Origin of the sequence: Flavobacterium sp. IMCC34518 (genome assembly GCF_027111095.2) — a bacterium.
Classification (GTDB): Bacteria; Bacteroidota; Bacteroidia; order Flavobacteriales; family Flavobacteriaceae; genus Flavobacterium; species Flavobacterium praedii.
In genome coordinates, this window is the sequence record NZ_CP114284.2 from 2,806,750 (window position 1) to 2,826,057 (window position 19,308).

At 33.2% G+C, this 19,308-nt stretch carries 18 protein-coding genes, 1 tRNA gene and 1 pseudogene; 9 read left to right on the top strand and 11 right to left on the bottom strand.

Annotation, left to right across the window (positions count from 1 at the left end; genetic code table 11):
* Positions 1-138: 138 nt before the first annotated feature.
* Positions 139-1,539 carry a trypsin-like peptidase domain-containing protein gene (locus OZP06_RS12065; RefSeq protein ID WP_269222068.1) on the bottom strand — a complete coding sequence of 467 codons (1,401 nt, stop codon included), beginning with the start codon at positions 1,537-1,539 and terminating at the stop codon, positions 139-141.
* A gap of 139 nt (positions 1,540-1,678) precedes the next feature.
* Between OZP06_RS12065 and dapF the strand changes: the two genes are divergently transcribed.
* From dapF to OZP06_RS12090, 5 genes and pseudogenes are all read left to right on the top strand, one after another.
* Complete coding sequence (dapF, locus tag OZP06_RS12070) at positions 1,679-2,461, top strand: diaminopimelate epimerase (protein WP_281323761.1); 783 nt, start codon at positions 1,679-1,681, stop codon at positions 2,459-2,461.
* Between the two features lie 76 nt (positions 2,462-2,537).
* Positions 2,538-2,891, top strand: a pseudogene (locus tag OZP06_RS12075) (four helix bundle protein).
* A gap of 21 nt (positions 2,892-2,912) precedes the next feature.
* The gene (locus tag OZP06_RS12080; protein ID WP_269222069.1) at positions 2,913-3,467 is read left to right on the top strand and encodes a GNAT family protein; all 555 of its coding nucleotides are present in this window, start codon (positions 2,913-2,915) and stop codon (positions 3,465-3,467) included.
* A 17-nt stretch (positions 3,468-3,484) separates the two neighbouring features.
* Positions 3,485-4,525, top strand: a complete 1,041-nt coding sequence (mltG, locus tag OZP06_RS12085) for an endolytic transglycosylase MltG (protein WP_281323762.1) — start codon at positions 3,485-3,487, stop codon at positions 4,523-4,525.
* Between the two features lie 575 nt (positions 4,526-5,100).
* Positions 5,101-5,736 (top strand): peptidoglycan-binding protein LysM, encoded by a 636-nt coding sequence (locus tag OZP06_RS12090; RefSeq protein WP_269222070.1) that lies wholly within the window; start codon positions 5,101-5,103, stop codon positions 5,734-5,736.
* Between the two features lie 71 nt (positions 5,737-5,807).
* Here OZP06_RS12090 and scpA read toward each other — a convergent pair whose 3' ends face one another.
* From scpA to OZP06_RS12115, 5 genes are all read right to left on the bottom strand, one after another.
* Positions 5,808-7,937, bottom strand: a complete 2,130-nt coding sequence (gene scpA, locus OZP06_RS12095; RefSeq protein ID WP_281237700.1) for a methylmalonyl-CoA mutase — start codon at positions 7,935-7,937, stop codon at positions 5,808-5,810.
* Between the two features lie 82 nt (positions 7,938-8,019).
* On the bottom strand, positions 8,020-9,384 hold the full coding sequence (locus tag OZP06_RS12100; RefSeq protein ID WP_281323763.1) for a methylmalonyl-CoA mutase subunit beta: 1,365 nt from the start codon (positions 9,382-9,384) through the stop codon (positions 8,020-8,022).
* 34 nt (positions 9,385-9,418) lie between these two features.
* On the bottom strand, positions 9,419-9,742 hold the full coding sequence (locus OZP06_RS12105; protein WP_269222071.1) for a septum formation initiator family protein: 324 nt from the start codon (positions 9,740-9,742) through the stop codon (positions 9,419-9,421).
* 114 nt (positions 9,743-9,856) lie between these two features.
* Positions 9,857-10,465, bottom strand: a complete 609-nt coding sequence (gene udk, locus OZP06_RS12110; RefSeq protein ID WP_269222072.1) for a uridine kinase — start codon at positions 10,463-10,465, stop codon at positions 9,857-9,859.
* A gap of 103 nt (positions 10,466-10,568) precedes the next feature.
* Positions 10,569-10,643, bottom strand: a tRNA-Pro gene (locus OZP06_RS12115).
* 151 nt (positions 10,644-10,794) lie between these two features.
* On the opposite strand from OZP06_RS12115, the gene trxB reads away from it, so the two are divergent.
* The gene (gene trxB / locus OZP06_RS12120) at positions 10,795-11,742 is read left to right on the top strand and encodes a thioredoxin-disulfide reductase (protein ID WP_269222073.1); all 948 of its coding nucleotides are present in this window, start codon (positions 10,795-10,797) and stop codon (positions 11,740-11,742) included.
* A gap of 80 nt (positions 11,743-11,822) precedes the next feature.
* Here trxB and OZP06_RS12125 read toward each other — a convergent pair whose 3' ends face one another.
* From OZP06_RS12125 to OZP06_RS12145, 5 genes are all read right to left on the bottom strand, one after another.
* Positions 11,823-12,656 carry a DUF2807 domain-containing protein gene (locus tag OZP06_RS12125; protein ID WP_269222074.1) on the bottom strand — a complete coding sequence of 278 codons (834 nt, stop codon included), beginning with the start codon at positions 12,654-12,656 and terminating at the stop codon, positions 11,823-11,825.
* A gap of 85 nt (positions 12,657-12,741) precedes the next feature.
* Positions 12,742-13,473 (bottom strand): head GIN domain-containing protein, encoded by a 732-nt coding sequence (locus OZP06_RS12130; protein ID WP_269222075.1) that lies wholly within the window; start codon positions 13,471-13,473, stop codon positions 12,742-12,744.
* Between the two features lie 2 nt (positions 13,474-13,475).
* Positions 13,476-15,200: a PspC domain-containing protein gene (locus tag OZP06_RS12135; RefSeq protein ID WP_281323764.1), complete on the bottom strand. Its 1,725-nt coding sequence runs from the start codon at positions 15,198-15,200 to the stop codon at positions 13,476-13,478.
* A 2-nt stretch (positions 15,201-15,202) separates the two neighbouring features.
* A complete protein-coding gene (locus OZP06_RS12140; RefSeq protein ID WP_269222076.1) occupies positions 15,203-15,535 on the bottom strand; it encodes a PadR family transcriptional regulator in 333 nt (110 codons plus the stop codon).
* 251 nt (positions 15,536-15,786) lie between these two features.
* The gene (locus OZP06_RS12145) at positions 15,787-16,242 is read right to left on the bottom strand and encodes a DUF4870 domain-containing protein (RefSeq protein ID WP_269222077.1); all 456 of its coding nucleotides are present in this window, start codon (positions 16,240-16,242) and stop codon (positions 15,787-15,789) included.
* 463 nt (positions 16,243-16,705) lie between these two features.
* Between OZP06_RS12145 and OZP06_RS12150 the strand changes: the two genes are divergently transcribed.
* From OZP06_RS12150 to dnaJ, 3 genes are all read left to right on the top strand, one after another.
* Positions 16,706-17,158 (top strand): DUF4442 domain-containing protein, encoded by a 453-nt coding sequence (locus tag OZP06_RS12150; protein WP_269222078.1) that lies wholly within the window; start codon positions 16,706-16,708, stop codon positions 17,156-17,158.
* A 352-nt stretch (positions 17,159-17,510) separates the two neighbouring features.
* Positions 17,511-18,053 (top strand): nucleotide exchange factor GrpE, encoded by a 543-nt coding sequence (locus tag OZP06_RS12155; RefSeq protein ID WP_269222079.1) that lies wholly within the window; start codon positions 17,511-17,513, stop codon positions 18,051-18,053.
* A gap of 99 nt (positions 18,054-18,152) precedes the next feature.
* Complete coding sequence (gene dnaJ, locus OZP06_RS12160) at positions 18,153-19,265, top strand: molecular chaperone DnaJ (protein WP_281237692.1); 1,113 nt, start codon at positions 18,153-18,155, stop codon at positions 19,263-19,265.
* Positions 19,266-19,308 lie beyond the last annotated feature (43 nt).

A 19,308-nucleotide genomic window follows, 5' to 3' on the forward strand; every position in this document is an offset into this window, starting at 1 on the left:
TGAATTAGTGCAATTTTTTTAAATTTGGTGCAAAAGTACTTATTTCAATCGATTTCGTAACTTTTTTTACGTTTTTTTTAGAATAAAAAAAGTCGGCTCACAATTGCAAGCCGACTTTGGATTTATAGATTTAACATTTTAGATAATGATTCGAATGACTTCACCATTTTTGTTTATCATTTCGATACGGGTACTTTGTTTTTCGTCTTTATTATTCAAAAGTTTAGAAACTGCTTCCACGTTTGTTGCTTTGACGTTATCAATGCTTAAGATGATATTTCCAGTTAATTCATCGCTGTATTGTGCCAAATTTTCATTGTTTATTGATTTGATTTTTACACCATAATCTATTTTGAATTTCTTTTTGTCCGCAACATCAATGTTTTCTATTTCGATTCCTTTGAATTCACTATTGAAATTTTCAGTTTTGCTTAAAACGACTGGAACAACTAAATTTTTTCCGTCTCGAATTATAGTTACTTGAACTTTATCGTTTGGTCTTTTGGTATTTACATAACCCGAAAGGTCCGCAAATGTGGCAATATCTTGATTGTCTAATTTGATGATAATATCTCCTTTTTGTAATTTGGCTTTCTCAGCCCCAGAGTTTTTACTTACTTTATTAATGTAAAAGCCTTGTGTTTGAGAAACACCCAATTCTTTGGATGCAGTACCATTTAATTCACCTCCTTCAACACCTAGAATACCCCTTTGTACATTTCCAAACTCCATAATGTCTTCAATTATTTTGCGGGCATTATTAGAAGGAACAGCAAAAGAATATCCAACATAAGAACCTGTCATTGACGAAATCATCGTATTGATTCCAATTAATTCGCCTCGAATATTTACAAGAGCTCCTCCACTGTTTCCAGGGTTTACGGCAGCGTCAGTTTGTATAAAGGATTGAATTCCTTTAGTATCCAGATTTCTAGCTTTGGCCGACACAATTCCAGCTGTAACAGTCGATGTCAAGTTGTATGGATTCCCTACAGCGAGTACCCATTCGCCTACTTTAACCGAATCGGAATTAGCAAATGTGGAATACGGTAATTTTTCATCGGCATCGATTTTTAACAAAGCAATATCCATTTTAGAATCGGTTCCTATGAGTTTTGCTTTATATGATTTTTTGTTGTTTAATGTTATTTCGATATCAGTAGCGTCTTTTACGACATGATTATTGGTAACAATATAACCATCTTCTGATATTATAACACCAGATCCAGTTCCTACTTGTTCTTGTTGTTGCTGTCCTCCGTATCCATAAAAATATTCCATTATAGGATTGGAAATGGTTCGTACCGATACGTTTTTTACGTGTACTACAGTATGAATGGTTTTGTCTGCTGCAACCGTAAAATCGATATTTTCTGCACCCAAACTAGTTTGTCTTGCATAAGATTCAGGGGCAAGTGTTGTAATTCCGTTTTTGTTGGACGAAAAATAGCCATTGTTGTCAAATAATAATTTGTAGGCACCAAGTGTAGTTGCGCCACTCAACAAGGAAACCAAGAATAAATTTGAAATTTGTTTCATAGCAATAAAGTTTTTATTAGTTATTTGATTACGAATTTAGAGGATTTTTTTTTTCGCGCAATATGCTTTAACGCTCTTTAACAATGATTAACAATTCATTAATAGTTTGTATTTTTGTATCACTAAAATGAAAATAAAAATGCAATTAGAATTTTATAAATATCAAGGGGCTGGAAATGATTTTGTTATGGTTGACAATCGTTCTGGTTTTTTTCCTAAAGAAAATACACAATTGATTGAACATCTTTGTGACAGACGTTTCGGTATTGGTGGAGACGGACTTATTTTACTAGAAAATGATACAAATACTGATTTTAAAATGGTGTATTATAACTCTGATGGGAATCAAAGTTCAATGTGTGGTAATGGAGGTCGTTGTTTGGTAGCTTTTGCTAAAGACTTGAATGTGATTGAAAATGAGACTACTTTCATTGCAACGGATGGTTTGCATCACGCATCTTTTGAAGAAAATGGATTGGTTTCTTTGCAAATGATTGATGTTCCGGAAATCGATATTAAGAAGGATTATTCTTTTTTGAATACGGGTTCTCCACATCATGTGCAAATGGTGGAAGATTTGGAACACTACAATGTAAAAGAAAATGGTTCGGCTATCCGCTATGGTGAATTGTATGGAACAGCGGGAAGTAATATCAATTTTGTAAAAAAAATAGACAATACCACTTTTAGACTTCGGACCTATGAAAGAGGAGTGGAGGACGAAACTTTGGCTTGCGGAACAGGAGCTACAGCAGTCGCTATCGCAATGAATGCAACTGGACAAACCAACGCTACAGCTATTAATGTAAATGTTGAAGGCGGAAAATTGGTTGTTTCTTTTGATAAAACTCCAAATGGTTTTGCAAATGTTTTCTTGAAAGGTCCTGCTGAATTTGTGTTTAAAGGAACTATAGAGATCTAATTACGAATTATCAATTATGAATTACGAAATTTGTAATTCATAATTTGTCATTTCAAATCCAAAATTATTTATATTAATGAAGTCAGACAATGTAGTTCAAAATAAAAGTTATGATTTCGCTTTGAGGATTGTTAAAGTTTATAGATACTTAAGTCAAGAGAAAAAAGAATTTGTTTAGTCGAAACAGTTGTTAAGAAGTGGAACTTCTGTTGGAGCTAATATTGAAGAAGCAATAGGAGGTCAATCAAAAGCTGATTTTTTTGCGAAATTAACAATTGCTTATAAAGAGGCTAGAGAGTCAAAATATTGGATAAGACTTTTGAGAGATTCGGATTATTTAACAATAGAACAGTCAGATGATTTATTAAAGGATGTAGAAGAGATTTTAAAAATAATAGGTTCTATTCAAAAATCAATTCGTAATTCATAATTTCAAATTCGTAATTCTAATATGAGGACATTAAAAGGTGATAACATATACATAAGAGCACTTGAACCCAATGATTTGGAGTTTATTTATGCCATCGAAAATGACCAAAGTATTTGGGAAGTGAGTAATACGCATACACCCTACAGTCGTTTTTTGGTGAAGCAATATTTAGAAAATGCCCATCAGGATATTTATGAAGCCAAGCAATTGCGATTGGCTATTTGTCAAGATGAAGATTTTCCAGCTATAGGATTAATTGATTTATTTGATTTTGATCCAAAGAACAATAGAGCTGGTGTGGGGATTGTAATTCAAGGAAAAGAGAACAGAAATAAGAACATTGGATCCGAAGCATTGGACTTATTGATTCAGTATGCTTTTTACAATCTTAATTTACATCAATTATATGCAAATATCGGAACCGAAAACACCGCTAGTATCGCTCTTTTTACTAAATTTGGTTTCCAAAAAATAGGTGTAAAAAAAGATTGGACTTTTGTCAATGGAGTTTACAAAGACGAAGCTATTTTTCAATTAATTAATAATCATGCGAGCGACAGCGAACTGGCGCAGTAATTTTAAATTTTTATATTTTGAATCTAAAAAAAATAGTATCATTAGTATCTGTAGCATTAATTTCAGTATTAATTATTTACGGATTTGTTTTGATGTATCAAATTTTTAGTGGTAACACAAAATTTGCAGAGAAAGAGTTGTACGTTTATGTACCAACAGGATCCAATTATGAGGATGTAAAAAAAATAATTGCTCCTTATGTTGAAGATATGGGACGTTTTGAAATGGTAGCCGGAAAAACAAGTTATCCAGAAAACGTAAAACCAGGACGTTTTTTGTTCAAAAAAGGAATGAATAGCTATGATTTGGTTAAAACGATGCGGATTAATGATGCAGTAAGTTTGGCTTTTAACAATCAAGAGCGTTTAGAAAATTTTGCTGGTCGTGTGGGTTCTCAAATTGAGCCTGATAGTTTAGCGTTATTGAATACGTTTAAGGATACTGTCTTTTTGAAAGAAAATGGATTTACCGAAGAGAATGTTCTGGTAATGTTTATCCCAAATACCTATGATATTTATTGGAATACTTCGGCAGAGAAGTTTAGAGATAAAATGATTAAAGAATATCATAAGTTTTGGAATAAAGAAAGAACGGCTAAAGCTGCTGCACAAGGTCTAACGCCAATACAAGCAACAATTTTGGCTTCTATAGTGCATAAAGAATCCGTAAAAAAAGATGAAAGGCCTAGAATTGCAGGAGTTTATCTGAATCGAATGAGACTTGAAATGCCTTTGCAAGCTGATCCAACCGTTATTTTTGCGATGAAAAAGAAATCGAATGATTTTAATCAAGTGATTAAGAGGGTTTTTTATAATGATTTAATTATGAAGCATCCTTATAATACCTATGTGAATATTGGTTTACCGCCAGGGCCAATAGCAATGCCTGATATCACGGCCCTAGAAGCAGTTTTAAATCCAGAAAAAAACAATTACATTTATTTTTGCGCTAGTGTTGATCGTTTTGGATACCATGAATTTGCTGCTACTTTGCCAGAACATAATGTAAATGCCAAAAAATATTCCGATTGGATTAATAGTCAAGGGGTACAACGTTAGGTTTTTATAGCCATAAAAAGTATTTAAAAAAGGCTTCGAAATTGTTTTAAGGACAATTTTGAAGCCTTTTTTTATTGAATTTATACAAAAAGATTGTTCTGAAAATGTGTTTGCATAAGGGATGGAAATGGCATCTACCGATTTAGAAAAACAAGGATTTTTTGCCGTAGTTTTTGTTAATCGGGAATATAATGGACAGCCCTCCCGATAGCTATCGGGACTAAGGGATATGCTCTCTAAAAAAACTACTCACTTATTTATTCATTGAATTTTATATCAAACGATATCGTATTTTCAGAGATTTTGTAATCATTGCAGTGTTATTTTGCTTTTTCAAGACGTTTTTGCATTTTTTAAGTAAGATAAAGATTATGAAATATGGACTGATTTTTGTCGTTTTTTTATTTTCTGGTATTTTTTTAAAAAACTAGAAACCCCGTAATACTAGTTACTTACGAATGTTAATTTTGAAAAGTTGATAAGTTTAAAGTCTTGATTTTCAGCTTTATTTTTTAAGTCGTATCTTTGCGCATAGAAATTTCTTAACGGGACAGCGTTTTGAAGAAAACTAAATTATGATAAAAAAATGGTATTTTTACACAAGTTTGATTGTTGTAGTAGCTTTTTTAAGCTCTGGTTTTAAACCCTCCAAATTAGAAACTACCCCATGGTTTTTAATAGATGAAACAGATGATACATCCTACTTACTACCATCATTAAATGTGAACGATTATACCAATTCTGAGATTCCCTATACTGGAAACTTTTTTATTGGTTATAAAGAAGCAATCGGCTTCAAAGAGTCACAAGGAAAATACAAAAAAATTAATTCTCTTGGTTATTTAGGAAAATACCAATTTGGTATTGAAACTTTAAAATCTATTGGTGTTCACAATAGTAATGCTTTCCTAAATAGTCCAAAAATGCAAGAAAAAGCTTTTATTGCTCTTTTATCCAAAAACAAATGGGAATTGAGAAAAGTAATTGAGAAGTATGAAGGGACTGTGTTAAACGGTACTCATATTACTGAATCAGGTATTTTGGCAGCTGCACACCTTGCTGGTGTTGGATCTGTTAAAAAGTACTTCCGCTATGAAGGCAAGCGTTATTTTAAAGATGCTTATGGTACTTCTTTGAGGAGTTATTTGAAACGTTTTGGAGGTTATGATACTTCTTTTATCGTTCCTGATAGTAGTGCTAGAGTATTATAGTCTTTGTATATTCTAAAAAGGTAAATGAAAAAGCGTCCATTTGATTCCTTCAATTGGACGCTTTTGTTTGTTTAGTCTTCTATTAAAATTTCCAGTATTTTTATGGCAGCTTCGCTTATTTTGGTTCCGGGACCAAAAACGGCTACCGCTCCAGCGTCAAATAAAAACTGGTAGTCCTGCGTAGGAATAACACCACCTACGATAACCATAATATCTTCTCTTCCGTATTTTTTTAGTTCTTCAATTACTTGTGGAACCAATGTTTTATGGCCTGCAGCGAGAGAAGAAACACCAAGTATGTGGACATCATTTTCTACTGCTTGTTTGGCAGCTTCCGCAGGTGTTTGAAAAAGTGGGCCAATATCCACATCAAAACCTACATCTGCATATCCTGTTGCTACCACTTTGGCTCCGCGATCGTGACCATCTTGTCCCATCTTGGCAATCATGATTCTTGGACGACGACCTTCTTGTTTGGCAAAGGTGTCAGCCAGTTGTTTTGCTTTTTCAAAACTCTTGTCGTCTTTTATTTCTTTACTGTACACGCCGCTAAAAGATTTAATTTGTGCTTTATACCTACCAAAAACTGTTTCCAAAGCATCACTAATTTCACCCAACGTACAGCGATTTCTTGCAGCTTCAACGGCAAATTCCAGTAAATTTCCTTCGCCTGTTTGAGCACAAAGTGTTAATTTTTGAAGTGATTCTTTTACTTTGTCTGTATTTCTAGTTGCTTTAATACGTTCAAGTTGTTCGAGTTGTTGTTGGCGAACCATTTGGTTGTCTACATCTAGAATTTGCAGTGGGTCTTCTTTTTCAAGACGGTATTTGTTGACTCCAACAATTATATCTTGGCTACTATCAATTCGGGCTTGTTTGCGGGCAGCTGCTTCCTCAATCCTAATTTTTGGAATTCCGGTTTCAATGGCTTTTGTCATTCCACCTAATTCTTCTACTTCTTCAATGAGTTTCCATGCTTTTTCGGCAATTTCTTTGGTTAAAGATTCTACATAATAACTACCAGCCCAAGGGTCTACTGTTTTGGTGATTTTGGTCTCTTCTTGTAAATAGATTTGGGTATTTCGTGCAATTCGGGCAGAAAAATCGGTAGGTAAAGCAATTGCTTCGTCAAGAGCATTAGTATGTAAGGATTGTGTTCCTCCAAAGGCGGCGGCAGTTGCTTCGATACAAGTGCGCGCCACATTGTTGAAAGGATCTTGTTCTGTTAAGCTCCAACCCGAAGTTTGGCAATGCGTTCTCAGGGCCAATGATTTATCGTCTTTTGGATCAAATTGTTTTACCAATTTTGCCCAAATCATTCTTGCGGCCCTCATTTTGGCAATTTCCATAAAATGATTCATTCCGATAGCCCAGAAAAAAGATAGGCGAGGAGCAAAATCATCTATTTTCATACCGGTTGCCAGTCCTGTTCGAATGTATTCTAGTCCATCGGCCAGTGTGTAAGCCAATTCGATATCGGCGGTTGCACCTGCTTCTTGCATGTGGTAGCCTGAGATAGATATGGAGTTGAATTTCGGCATTTTATTGCTGGTAAATTCAAATATATCGGCGATTATTTTCATCGACGGCGTTGGAGGGTATATATAGGTATTACGCACCATAAACTCTTTCAAGATGTCATTTTGTATCGTTCCCGAAAGTTGTTCTGGTTTTACACCTTGTTCTTCGGCAGCCACTATATAAAAAGCCATAATCGGTAAAACAGCGCCGTTCATGGTCATTGAAACCGACATTTCGTCAAGCGGAATTTGATCAAATAAGACTTTCATATCTTCAACAGAATCGATTGCTACTCCCGCTTTTCCAACATCGCCAACTACACGTTCATGATCAGAATCGTAGCCTCTGTGCGTGGGTAAATCAAAAGCGATGGAAAGTCCTTTTTGGCCTGCAGCAAGGTTTCGTCTGTAAAAAGCATTGCTTTCTTCGGCAGTAGAGAAACCGGCATACTGTCGAATTGTCCAGGGCCTGCGCACATACATAGTGGCATATGGACCACGTAAATTAGGCGCAAAACCCGCTCCAAATTCAAGATGCTCGATCGCTTCAATATCTTTCTCAGTGTAGTTTTGGTGTAATTCAATTCCCTCAGCAGTTAGGAAGTTCTTAGTTTGCAAACTGTAGTCTGCAGACTGTAAATCTACTTTAAGCTTTATATGTTGTAAATCTTTTCTTTTCATTTTTTTAGCCTTTAATCAATTTCGTTGTCTTATTACCAAATTGATTTTTATTGTTTAGTGAAGACTGAATTCTACAATCTGATTACTCTTCCAAAAGTCGTTCTTTTTCTAGTTTTTCTGCCAATCGCTTTTCGATTATTGGAGTAATCAATGTTTTTCGGGGTTTTATTTTTACAAAAGGGAATAATTCTAATTCATCCTTCATTTTGTCATTCTTGTTGGGGTATTTATTGGTTCCCAACAATGTTTCTTTTCCAGAATCAAATAATGCCTGTTCGGAATCAGCACTTTCTTGGATTTTTCTCTTAATTAAACCATCGTTCAATTGATTTAAAAAACCACCATTAGCCTCTATGTCTTTGAATAATAATAATGCTTTTTCGGCTAATTGATTGGTAAGGTTTTCAATGTAATAACTGCCATCAGCAGGATTGTCAACTTTGTCAAAATAACTTTCTTCTTTTAGAATCAGTAATTGATTTCGAGCTATTCGATCTCCAAATTCATTGTCTTTATGATACAACGCATCATAAGGTAAATTGGCAATTGCATCAGCTCCGCCAAGGATGGCACTCATACATTCGGTTGTGGTACGCAACATATTTACATTATAATCGTAAATAGTTTTGTTGCGTTTTGTTGGAGTCACTAATAGATGACAATCAAAATTATGATTGTATTCTTTAGCTATATGGGTGAAAAGGATTCGGAAAGCTCTTAATTTTGCAATTTCAAAAAAGTAATTCCCGCCTACGGAAATTTGGAAAACAATTGGGTGATTTATAGTAGAAACTCTGTTGAAATATTCATTGGCATGCGCCATACTATAGGCAATTTGTTGTACCATATTAGCGCCTGCATTTTGATACAAACTGCTATTTATGCTGATTATAGAAAGTGAATTGGTTTCTATTAAAAGTTTTTCAATTGTCTCGAAATTGTTTTTTTCTTGGGTTTTATACCAATTTCCATCTTTGGCCAATTGTCCTATTGGGTCTAAAAGGCAATATATGGTTGCTTTTTTTTCTTTAGCAATAGCGTCTATCTTTTTTACGAAATCGATTGAGATAAAAGTAAAATGAAAGTATATTGAAATATTTTCTAAAGGAAGTTTGTCCAATAGTTTTGTAATGTTCACATTTTCTTCTGGAATAGTAAAACGTAAACTTTCGGCACCACGATGGATTGAATCTAACCCTTTTTCGATAGATTTCTCCAAATCATAAACAAAAATATTTTGACAAATTTTGAATTGACTCGCTTTTGTTGAAACGTTATTTTTTTTAGTAAAATCTTCTTTATCATAAAAAGGTTTTACTTTGATATCTTCTGGTGAATTCCAAATTAGGGTTTCATTATAATCGGCTCCTTTGAGTTCAAATTGAATTTTTTGCTTCCAGAGTTTGGCTGAAACAGGGCTGAAATCATCGAATAAATTCTTGGCCATCTTTATTTTTAATTAAATTTAAAATGTGGTTGTATTATTTCTTTTTAAGAGAATCACTGTTAAATTCAACGATATAAATATCTTCACTATCTTTTTTCATATAGTATTTTTCACGGGCATATTTTTCAACTTGCATGGGATTTTTAAGTTGTTTGATGTGTTCTTCGTCTTTTTTTATTTCACCTTGGTAATAGGTAGCATTATCCTCTAGTTCATCTATCTGTTTGTTTAAAAAACGATGTTCAAAATAAGAATAATTATCTAAAAATACCATCCATGTAAAAAACGACAAAGAAACCCATACGTATTTGTTACTTAAAAATTTAAACCATGTTTTGTCTTTGAATGGGTTCTTCATTGGGAATATTTTTTAATCCAATTAAATGGGAGAAGTCAATTTATGGAGCATCTCTTCTATTCTATGTTATTGAAAAAAAAGCGCTTGTTAACAGGATATAAAATTACAACAAAATTATAAAATACGTTGGTTAATTACGGCACGAACTACATCTATAGCAACTGTATTGAATTTGTCGTTTGGGATTATAATATCTGCAAAAGCTTTAGTGGGTTCTATGAATTGTTCATGCATTGGTTTCAACGTATGTTGATAACGGTTTAAAACTTCATTCATATCTCTGCCACGTTCAGCAATGTCTCTTTTTAAACGGCGAATTAAACGTTCATCTGAATCGGCATGAACGTATATTTTGATGTCGAAAAGTTTTCTTAATTCTGGATTTGTTAGGATTAAGATGCCTTCTACAATCATTACTTTTCTGGGATGCGTGATGACAACATCATCGGTTCTGTTGTGTTGTACAAAAGAATAGACGGGTTGATTTACAGTATTGCCTGCCTTTAATTCTTTAAGATGTTCTACTAATAATTCAAAATCAATGGCTCTTGGATGGTCAAAATTGATGTTGGAACGATCTTCGTAACTCAGATCGTGAGTTTCTTTATAATAGGAGTCTTGAGCAATAATACCAACTTCTGCTTCGGGTAATTCGTTCATGATTTGATGTACCACGGTTGTTTTTCCGCATCCTGTTCCTCCTGCAATTCCTATGATAAGCATAAAATATAAGTGTTTTGTTGAAGTTGTAAAAATAGTTTTTTTTATGATGGTATTAAACGGTTTATTCCACAAAAAAAGCCGAACATTGCTGTTCGGCTTTTTGTCGGGGTGGCAGGATTCGAACCTGCGGCCTCCTGCTCCCAAAGCAGGCGCGATAACCGAGCTACGCTACACCCCGTAATTCGAGTGCAAATATAGTGTTTATTTCTGCTTTTCAAAGCGATTTTGTAAAATAAATAAAATTTATTTCGATATCACTTTTTAGGATTTATTAGAGTGTGAAATTTTTATAATAAAGAGTACATTTGTACAACAAAAAATAAAATATCATGTCAGATACAATTGAAAAAATAAAATGTCTTATTATAGGTTCTGGCCCAGCTGGTTATACTGCGGCTATATATGCAGCGAGAGCCAATATGAATCCAGTTTTATATCAAGGAATGCAACCAGGTGGTCAGTTGACAACTACAAATGAAGTCGAAAATTTCCCAGGTTATGTTGATGGAGTTACTGGCCCAGAAATGATGATTCAGTTACAAAGTCAAGCCCAACGTTTTGGTGCAGACATCCGTGATGGTTGGGCTACAAAGGTTGATTTCTCAGGAGATATTCACAAAGTTTGGATCAATGATAAAATTGAATTGCATTGTGAAACAGTTATTATTTCTACAGGAGCTTCAGCAAAATATTTAAATATTCCATCGGAACAACATTATTTAAAAATGGGTGGTGGTGTTTCAGCTTGTGCAGTTTGTGACGGATTCTTTTATAGAAATCAAGAAGTAGTTATAGTTGGAGCAGGAGACTCTGCTTGCGAAGAAGCACATTATTTGTCTAAACTCTGCAAAAAAGTTACCATGTTGGTAAGAAGCGAAAAATTTAGAGCTTCTAAAATTATGGAAGAACGTGTTCGTAAAACCGAAAACATTACCATTTTAATGAATCATGATACCGTTGATGTTTTAGGTGATGAGCAAGTGGTAACAGGTGTAAAAGCCAAAAACAAAACTACAGGTGAAGTCTTTGATATTCCAGCAACTGGATTCTTTGTAGCAATTGGTCATCAACCCAATACTGAAATTTTCAAAGAATTTATAACGTTAGACGAAACGGGCTATATTGTGAATACTCCAGGAACTTCCAAAACAACTGTAGGTGGAGTATTTGTTGCGGGCGACGCTGCAGATCATGTTTATCGTCAGGCGATTACAGCTGCGGGTACAGGCTGTATGGCAGCACTCGATGCCGAAAGATATTTGGCTTCTAAAGAATAAATTCTGTATTTTATATATAAAAAAAGTCCCAATTTTTAATTTGGGACTTTTTTTGTTGGAAAAAAATAACAGATATGATTTTATTTTAATTTTTTAGTTAATTGCGCTTCACCTAGAAATTTACGTATTTCGATTTTTGGAGTTCCCAATAAGTTAATTTTAGAATTATCATTTGCATCTACAACTAATGTAGTGTCTGTCATAATGTTGCAAATGGAATTGCTTTCGGTAGTGGTATCTGCATTTTTTATAGTAAAATTAAAACCATTGAATATGCTGTTGTTGTCTAGTCTTATAATGGTATTTACTGCATCTCCTTCTATAATTGAAGTTGCTTTTTGATACATATCAAACGCTAAATCTACAGTAGAAATTAATGCTTTTATTTGAGCGTTTTTGCTTAGTTGCACTTTTGCTTTTTCAGATTTTAAATTCAATTCAATTTTTGATTTGTCATCTGCAATTAATCCGAAATTTTTTGAATTCACATTCAAATACAGTTTGGCAAAATCCAATGAAGTAAAGGTAATGTTTTCCAGTTGTATGGCTTCAATAGCATTTACAATAGCAATGTTTTTGGCAACAACAGACTTTAAATCATTTGTATATTTTATGCGTACTATCAATTTTTTGAAACTACTGGATTCTTTAGGAGTATAAATTCGAAGTGTTTTTTCTTTTAAATCAAAAGAAATATTTTCATGCAAATTATCGTCAGCTTCTATTTTTATTTCATTTTTAGAACCTTTTTCCAAGAATACAGTCAAGTTATCTTCAATTTCAAGTGCTGTAAATTCACCAATTTCTTTCGGTTTTTCGACAACTATTTTAGAGCCTTTTATGCGTTCCTTGTTTTGACCAAAAGTAATATTTGTTGCCAGTAGTAAAAATACAAGTAAGTGTTGAAATTTCATTATGTTAAATTTGGGTTGGATGCAAATATAAAAAAATCACCCACTTTTGATGGATGATTTTTGAAATATTTAGTATTTAAATGGTTTAATCTTGATGAATACTTCCTCCAGAATGTTCTTCTTTTTGAATCGATTTTGGAGTACCTTCATAGTTAATGCTTCCTCCACTAGAAGCCTCTGCTTTCAAACTGATTATTGGGTGCGTTTGAATTGAACCACCACTCGATACGTCAGCTACCACTTCATTAGCAAGTAGTTTACTGGCATCTATAGTCCCTCCACTTGATGCATGACTTTCTAAACGGATTGCTTTTCCATTGATAGTTTGAGAACTTCCACTACTAGCTTCAATTTGAATCGCTTCATATTCGGCACTTACATTAATAGAGGAAGCGCTTGAAGAAGAAATGCTTAAATTGTCACCTTTCAAAGTGTTATTGCTGTTTATTGTCGCTGCAGATGTGGCTTCTAGGCCTTCTATTACGGGCATTTTTACAATTACTTTTTTTGATTTAATATTAATAAAGTTACTGTATTTACACGTAATGATCAAAACACCATTCTCTACTTTTGTGATAATTTCGTTATGTAAATTATCATCTGCTTCAACAATTATCTCTGTTTTGTCCGATTGTTCAATAACAAGATCTATAGCATTGTTTACTTCAACGCTTTTAAAATTACCTTCAACAGTTCTTTTTTCCTTGGTTATGTTTCCACTTCCTGTAATAGAATTCAAATTAGTACAAGATCCGAAAAATAAAGCCACTAACGTTACAATTAGAAACTGAGTGATTAATGTGATGACTTTTATCATGACTATTCTGTTTTAATAATTATACCATCTTTGTTGATTTTCAATTCTTTGAATTTTTTATTAGTTTTTACAGTCGAATCACTTTCGACCGTTACACCATCTTCATTAATAGTGACATTAGTTTCATTGTCATTAGTGTCAACATCATTGTATTCATTTTCATCGGCTGGACAATTCAAACATTTTGCTTTTATGTTTCCAACTTTATAAACATAATCATCTGAGCTATAATGTAAGTTAAAAAACTCATCATCCGATCTATCGTAATTTTCAACGCTTGAGTCGGTTTTAAAAAGTACTCCTTCTGGTAAATACAAAGTAATTTCAACTTCCTGATCTCTAAATTTGTTTTTCAAATCGGTAATCAAATAATTGTCTAAGATCAATTGATTACCTACGATTTTATAACCATACTTAATGGCGCTGGCTCTGTTTTTAGCTTCAGACAATGATTTTCCTTTAGCTTCTTTCTCAATTTTTATATAAGCATATTTTTCATCCGACTTCTCGATTTTAATGCTTACATCATTCGAATAAATGATGTCATTTTTCAAGGAATCTTGAGTAATTAAAAATTCATCTCTATCATCTACATCTTTCGCAAAATAATCATTGTGCTTGAATTTGATCAAAAGCGTATCAGCTGGTTTTAAATTAATGGTTTCTTTTTGAACCGATCTTCCATTTACCGCAAATGCCGTTGCTTGTTTGATTCCAATAGATATTGCTAATGAAACTGCAATTAACCAAAGTGCTAATAGGGTGTATTTAACAATATTTCCAACGGATTTCATATTGGGAGCCAACAATTTGAAACCTAATAATGTCATGAAAAAGAACGGAATTCCAACTGCAAAGAACATAATTAAACCAAAAACCCAAACAGGATAATCCGTAAAGTTCCCCGCTTCTATAAAACTTTGCCAAGGAAAATTCATAGAAACACTAGTTCCCAATGTAAATACTCCTACAAGTAACATTACAAGTACAGCTAACCCCGACATTATTAAAATCACTCCCAAAAATTTAGCAAAAATTTTAAAAACGGTCATGATAAAATCACTAAAGCTATTTCCCAATTTCTCGGCACCTGTTTTTACTTGATTACCAAATTTGTCATAATCAGCATTTTTTATCTTTTCTGAAACGTTTTCAAATTCTTCACGAACTTTTTTTTCGATATTCGAAATTGTAACAGGTTCACCAGTCATCTCCAATTTTTCTGATGTAGTAACCGCTTCTGGCATTACAATCCAAAGAATGATATAGGCTAATACTCCAGTTCCCCATGCAAAAATTAGTATTAAAAGGAATATGCGCAACCAAACTTTATCAATTCCAAAATAATGTCCTAATCCAGCCAATACACCACCAACCATTCCGTTTTCTTTGTCACGGTATAATTTTTTGGTTCCGCTTGGAGTAGCATAATTGTTAAAACTAGAATTTGTTCCCGCTTCTTCTTCTATGATGTAATCTTCAGGTTGTCCCATTACAGTGATCACTTCGTCAACTTCTCTAAGTGTAACTACGTGTTTTTCTGTTTTTTGTTTCTCAGTCAATAATTCTGAAACTCTCATTTCAATATCCTTGATAATCTCTTCTTGTCCAGATGATTTTGATAGTGAACGTTTTATAGCGTCAAAATATCGAGTTAATTTTTGGTATGCATCTTCGTCAATATGGAAGAACATTCCACCTAGATTTATATTTACAGTTTTGTTCATGACTATAGTTTTTGGTTGGTTATTAAGTTTACAGCATCCGACAATTCTGTCCAAGTGCCATCTAGTTCTTTTAAAAATGTTTGTCCTATTTCGGTTAGTCCGTAGTATTTTCTAGGTGGTCCCGATGTGGATTCTTCCCAACGATAATTGAGTAATCCGTCGTTTTTTAGTCGTGTCAAAAGCGGGTAAATGGTTCCCTCTACGACCAATAGTTTTGCGTTTTTTAAAGTATCTAATATTTCTGAGGTATAAGCATCTTTTTCTTTTAAAACCGATAAGATACAAAACTCAAGAACACCTTTACGCATCTGGGCTTTTGTGTTTTCAATGTTCATAATTTCTTAATTTGAGTTGAGTTGATTTGTTGATGAAACTGTTCATTTTTTGATTGATGATTGATTAATATAATGATGATTTGGGCGTGACCCCGTCGAGAAAAGGGGCTTGCTTATTGCGCCGCTCATTCAGCCCCTTTTCTCAACAGGGTCGGGCTATCCATGCTACTTCGGTAGCTTATTGCTATCCCTCACGCGATTCCAATAAAACGAGATATTTAGAATGTATAAGAACTTTTATGAATTGTAATTTACTTTATAAAAGGAATGGTCAATGGATAATTGTATTCTTCTCCATTTGATGCTTTGACAGCAGCATAAATCACCAAAAAGAATTCGGCTATTTTTATGCAGGCAAATCCAAAAAGAGCCAAAACTCCAACTGTCAAAATTCCGATGCTATTGCCATAATCAAAATTTTCAAAAATAATGTCATTGTTGTTTACTAAATCATTGAAAGACACATTTTTTAAAACAGTATATAAAAAGATTGGAATAGCAATCATTGCCAAAATCAACGAGTAAATTAATAGACTTAATTGAAAATTTAATGCTTGCTTGCCATTGTGATCGATAAATTGTGATTGGTCTTTTTTTGAAGTCCAAATAATGATTGGAAAAATATAGTTTCCAAACGGAATTAAATATTGGCTAAAAGTACTTAAGTGTGTAAGTGCTGCTGCGTTTCTTTCGGTTGAAGTTTCCATTTTTGATTTTTTTGATTTTTTGATTGATGATTGAATAAATGACTTACCTAGTAATTTCTTATGCAAATATATGTCTTAAGGAGGGTATCTTGTATCGCATAGTAGTATATATTAACAAAATATTAACAAAAACAACTATGTTTGAATGAAAATACCTCTAAAAGCAATGCGTTTATAGCAATTGGTTATTATACTGAAATTTTTATATCAAACGTATTGAATGGTTTATAGTGTTTTTTATCGCGTTTATAATGGCAAAGTCCAGGAATTTTGAACTCAGCCTTTTCCTTTTGTTATTTATCGGTTATACTGGTTCTATTGTATAAATGAAATTGTTTGGGTTTAGTTTGATTACTTTTATTAGTAGGCTTTTAAGAATCAGAAATGGATATTTGCTTTAATTATTGAATTTTTATATGTACGCATAGTATTTTTTGTATTTTAGCAAAAAAAATAATAAAATATGGAATTAACGGTATCTAAATTGAATCGATTTGTGCTTTTCAAATTGCCTTCGGCTTTTATATGTGGAGTTCGAGTGAAACACATTGACAATAATAAATGTGTCGTTTCTGTAAAACACCGTTGGATCAATCAGAATCCTTTTAATTCTATGTATTTTGCCGTTCAAGCTATGGCGGCAGAGTTGTCAACAGGAGCAATGGTGATTGATAAAATCCAGAAAAGTGGCAAGAAAATATCCATGTTGGTTGCCAATAATAAATCTAATTTTTCTAAAAAAGCAACGGGTAGAATTACGTTTATCTGCCAAGACGGGCATTTGATAGAAGAAGCAATTCAAAAAACAATTGCCAATGGCGAAGGCCAAACGTTTTGGATGAAATCAATCGGAACTAATGAAGAAGGAATCCAAGTTTCTGAAATGGATTTTGAATGGAGTGTGCGATTAAAATAATTGGATAAAATAAAAACAAAAAAAAAGCTTCGATAGAAAAACGAAGCTTTTTTTAATATAAGGCATTGCTGAATTAATAATTATATAGAAGACAACCTTAATTTCAAATTCTGTAGAGTTGTATCGTTAGGGGATTTAATATAAATCTGAGTCAAAAATAAACAAACTACAACGTAATAGTCTTAAAATTATATTAAATTTTTTAGTCAAAATAACAGTTTGTAATTTTTTATAAACTTTTATTCCTAAAAAAAGATGACAATTTGACAATTTATAAGTTTTGGCAGTACTTTTGCAATCGAATTTAATGAATAAAACTATGTTTAAGAATTTTTTTAAAAATAAAAGCAATATGACTACAGAAAATACAGAATTCGATCAAGAAATAGATGATGTGACATTAGAAAATAATGCAAATGGAGAGCAAATTATTATTGAAGAATTAAGTGTTGAAGAGCAGTTAACACAAGATTTAGCAAAAGAAAAAGATAAATTTTTGAGATTATTTGCAGAATTTGAAAACTACAAAAGACGTACTACAAAAGAAAGAATTGAATTGTTTAAAACAGCCAATCAAGAAGTGTTATTAGCGATGCTTCCTGTGCTAGACGATTTTGACAGAGCTATTGTAGAAATCAATAAGTCAGACGATGAGTTGTTGACAAAAGGAGTAGAGTTAATTCATGAAAAACTCAAAAGTACTTTGGTAGGTAAAGGTTTAGAAGTAGTTGATGTTAAGGCTGGTGATGCATTTGATGCTGATTTTGCTGAAGCGATCACTCAAATTCCTGCGGCGTCTGATGCCTTAAAAGGTAAAATTGTGGATGTTCTTGAAAAAGGATATAAACTTGGGGATAAAATTATTCGTTTTCCAAAAGTGGTAATTGGCAACTAAAAAATCAAATTACAAATCATAAATCCGTATTGGTGTGACAATTGGGTTTGACTCCCAGACTATTTTGGGATTAAAATTTGGAATTTACTTTAAATTATTATGAAAAAAGATTTTTACGAAATATTAGGCATTTCAAAAAGTGCAGATGCTGCCGAAATTAAAAAGGCATACCGAAAAAATGCATTAAAATATCATCCTGACAAGAATCCTGGCGACAAAGAGGCAGAAGAAAAATTCAAGTTGGCTGCTGAAGCTTATGAAATATTAAGTGATCCTGCCAAAAAAGCAAAATACGATCAATACGGTCATCAGGCATTTGATGGTTCTGGAGGATTTGGTGGCGGTCATGGCGGAATGAATATGGACGATATCTTTAGTCAATTTGGAGATATTTTTGGTGGTGGTTTCGGAGGCTTTGGCGGAGGCGGAGGCGGAGGTCCTCGTCGCGTGAAAGGAAGTAATTTACGTATCAAAGTAAAATTGACTTTGGAAGAAATTGCCAATGGTGTTGAGAAAAAAGTAAAAGTAAAACGCAAAGTTCAAGCTCAAGGAGTTTCTTATAAAACTTGTTCGACTTGTAATGGTCAAGGTCAAGTAATGCGTGTTACCAATACGATTTTGGGTAGAATGCAATCTGCCTCAACTTGTCCTACTTGTGGAGGTTCTGGTCAAATTTTGGACAGAAAACCAAACAACGCAGACTCTCAAGGAATGGTTGTAGAAGACGAAACTGTTTCTATAAAAATCCCTGCAGGTGTGGTTGATGGTATGCAATTGAAAGTTTCCGGTAAAGGAAATGACGCTCCAGGAAATAGTGTTCCAGGTGATTTAATAGTTGTTATCGAGGAGATCGAACACGAAAACTTGAAACGCGAAGGCGAAAATCTTCATTATGATCTTTACATCAGTTTTGCAGAAGCCGTTCTTGGAATTTCAAAAGATATTGATGCCGTAAATGGAAAAGTCAGAATCAAACTGGAAGAAGGCATTCAATCGGGTAAAATTCTTCGATTAAAAGGAAAAGGGATTCCAAGTATCAATGGTTATGGTAGTGGAGATTTATTAGTTCATGTAAATGTATGGACTCCAAAAACCTTAAACAAAGAACAAAAACAGTTTTTTGAAAAAGCATTAACGGATGATAATTTTACTCCAAATCCTGAAAAATCAGACAAATCATTTTTTGAAAAAGTAAAAGATATGTTTTCTTAACCTTTTTTAAAAACAAAAAATACAAACCCATCCTTTATTCGAT

Excerpts from the sequence above, each read along its gene's own strand:
- OZP06_RS12065 (WP_269222068.1), bottom strand. The coding sequence starts at position 1,539 with ATGAAACAAATTTCAAATTTATTCTTGGTTTCCTTGTTGAGTGGCGCA.
- dapF (WP_281323761.1), top strand. The coding sequence starts at position 1,679 with ATGCAATTAGAATTTTATAAATATCAAGGGGCTGGAAATGATTTTGTT.
- OZP06_RS12080 (WP_269222069.1), top strand. The coding sequence starts at position 2,913 with ATGAGGACATTAAAAGGTGATAACATATACATAAGAGCACTTGAACCC.
- OZP06_RS12090 (WP_269222070.1), top strand. The coding sequence starts at position 5,101 with ATGATAAAAAAATGGTATTTTTACACAAGTTTGATTGTTGTAGTAGCT.
- scpA (WP_281237700.1), bottom strand. The coding sequence starts at position 7,937 with ATGAAAAGAAAAGATTTACAACATATAAAGCTTAAAGTAGATTTACAG.
- OZP06_RS12100 (WP_281323763.1), bottom strand. The coding sequence starts at position 9,384 with ATGGCCAAGAATTTATTCGATGATTTCAGCCCTGTTTCAGCCAAACTC.
- OZP06_RS12105 (WP_269222071.1), bottom strand. The coding sequence starts at position 9,742 with ATGAAGAACCCATTCAAAGACAAAACATGGTTTAAATTTTTAAGTAAC.
- udk (WP_269222072.1), bottom strand. The coding sequence starts at position 10,465 with ATGCTTATCATAGGAATTGCAGGAGGAACAGGATGCGGAAAAACAACC.
- trxB (WP_269222073.1), top strand. The coding sequence starts at position 10,795 with ATGTCAGATACAATTGAAAAAATAAAATGTCTTATTATAGGTTCTGGC.
- OZP06_RS12125 (WP_269222074.1), bottom strand. The coding sequence starts at position 12,656 with ATGAAATTTCAACACTTACTTGTATTTTTACTACTGGCAACAAATATT.
- OZP06_RS12130 (WP_269222075.1), bottom strand. The coding sequence starts at position 13,473 with ATGATAAAAGTCATCACATTAATCACTCAGTTTCTAATTGTAACGTTA.
- OZP06_RS12135 (WP_281323764.1), bottom strand. The coding sequence starts at position 15,200 with ATGAACAAAACTGTAAATATAAATCTAGGTGGAATGTTCTTCCATATT.
- OZP06_RS12140 (WP_269222076.1), bottom strand. The coding sequence starts at position 15,535 with ATGAACATTGAAAACACAAAAGCCCAGATGCGTAAAGGTGTTCTTGAG.
- OZP06_RS12145 (WP_269222077.1), bottom strand. The coding sequence starts at position 16,242 with ATGGAAACTTCAACCGAAAGAAACGCAGCAGCACTTACACACTTAAGT.
- OZP06_RS12150 (WP_269222078.1), top strand. The coding sequence starts at position 16,706 with ATGGAATTAACGGTATCTAAATTGAATCGATTTGTGCTTTTCAAATTG.
- OZP06_RS12155 (WP_269222079.1), top strand. The coding sequence starts at position 17,511 with ATGACTACAGAAAATACAGAATTCGATCAAGAAATAGATGATGTGACA.
- dnaJ (WP_281237692.1), top strand. The coding sequence starts at position 18,153 with ATGAAAAAAGATTTTTACGAAATATTAGGCATTTCAAAAAGTGCAGAT.